At 36.8% G+C, this 1,550-nt stretch carries 1 protein-coding gene and 2 pseudogenes; 1 reads left to right on the forward strand and 2 read right to left on the reverse strand.

Annotated elements, in window-relative coordinates; translation table 11 throughout:
* Positions 1-113, reverse strand: a pseudogene (locus tag AVJ20_RS17870) (IS4 family transposase); the annotation flags it as partial.
* 68 nt (positions 114-181) lie between these two features.
* A pseudogene (locus AVJ20_RS17875) lies at positions 182-464 on the reverse strand (IS66 family transposase); the annotation flags it as partial.
* A gap of 382 nt (positions 465-846) precedes the next feature.
* On the opposite strand from AVJ20_RS17875, the gene AVJ20_RS17880 reads away from it, so the two are divergent.
* The coding region (locus AVJ20_RS17880; protein ID WP_162689814.1) for a BapA/Bap/LapF family prefix-like domain-containing protein at positions 847-1,550 on the forward strand (704 nt) is incomplete at its 3' end.

The raw sequence follows: 1,550 nt of genomic DNA on the forward strand, positions 1-1,550 counted from the left end.
CATGTCTGTTTTACAATTAATGCAAGCATAATCAGTGTAAAACATTTTGCATGTGACTTGTTCCACTTTAGATATTTGTTTAAGATGAGATGTAACTCATTGAAATGTGTCATCATATTCGTCGTCAGAAAACAAGTATTATGCCATTATTTCAATGAGTTATCTTTTTTGTCGTGTACAAAAAATCACTGTAATCATCACATACCAAATGATCTTGCCAGCTTATCAAGAAATCTTCAGCATGTTGACCTGCCCGACTCAGTTGGAAGTCATAAATGACGGCCTGAATGGGATTGTGTAGTGTAGTGGTATAGTCCCAAACATAACCTTTCTTCGGTTTATTCCTGGCAATCTGCATTACAGTCATTGGTGTTCCATCTGCATGTATAACCTGCTGTTGTAGCACTAGCTGTTTTTTTTAAGGTTTCTGCTAATAGCGCCAGCTTAACCCCGCAGCATCCAATCTGAGCATTGCTCCACAAGGGGTGGGTATGTTTGTGGAATTTAGTCCGTAAAATAGGTGATTTATAAGTGTGCTGCGTAGTGTGTGCAGGCGGTTAATATCATGACTTTAAATTAATCAGCCAAACCGAATCCTGGATCTGTATGCTTATTTGAGTGATTTACTAAGAAGGCATCCAACAAATAAAGCAACTCAGCTAGAAGGATTGTTTCACACCGGTGGAAACCTGAGCCGAATTCAAAATATATATGGGGTTTAGTAGATGGTTGCGAAGAAACATCAAACTGTGAATTAATTAGTGAAAATTGCTTAAAATGTGCTTAAAGTAGTTTATAATAACTCATATTTTGCTCAATTTTATAATGTCTTTTAGGTCTAAATAAATGTCAAAAATTATTGTTGTAAATAAAGATACATTAAGCAAATTTGTTCCTGAAAATAATCAGTTAGTTCTGAATGATGCATCAATTATTCATCTTAGTCTGCACGAAGAGGATGTGCAGGAATTTGTAAAAGAAGGCAATAATTTAATTTTAAAATTAAAGAATGGCGAAACCATCATAATTGAGAATTTTTTTGTAGAATATGAAGATAAACAAGTATCAGATCTAGTTTTTGAAGATAATGAATGTGGATTTTTATGGTTTGACTGGAATGGTGGTGTACCTTTATTTAAAGAAATTACAGGATTAGAGGCTTTGTTGCCTGTTGTATCGGGTAGTAGTTCACTTTTACCATGGATTATAGGTGGAGGAGCTATCATAGGTGGTATTATTGCCGGACAAAATAGTGATGATAAACATCAACAAGATAAAGATACGATTTCCCCACAGGCTCCCATAGTTATCTTGACCACCGACAGTGGCAGTGACAATAAAGATGGCATCACCAACAAGGGTGACTACACTGTTTCGGGTATCGAAGATGGTGCGACCGTTGAATACAGCACTGATGGCGGTAAAACTTGGAGTGCCGATAAACCTGTTGCGCAGGAAGGTGAGAACAGCATTAGCGTTCGTCAAACTGACAAAGCGGGGAATGTTTCGGATTCGACAGACATTAAATTCACATTAGATACGCTTGTACC

The organism is Acinetobacter sp. CFCC 11171, assembly GCF_003268405.1.
In the GTDB taxonomy this organism is placed as follows: domain Bacteria; phylum Pseudomonadota; class Gammaproteobacteria; order Pseudomonadales; family Moraxellaceae; genus Acinetobacter; species Acinetobacter amyesii.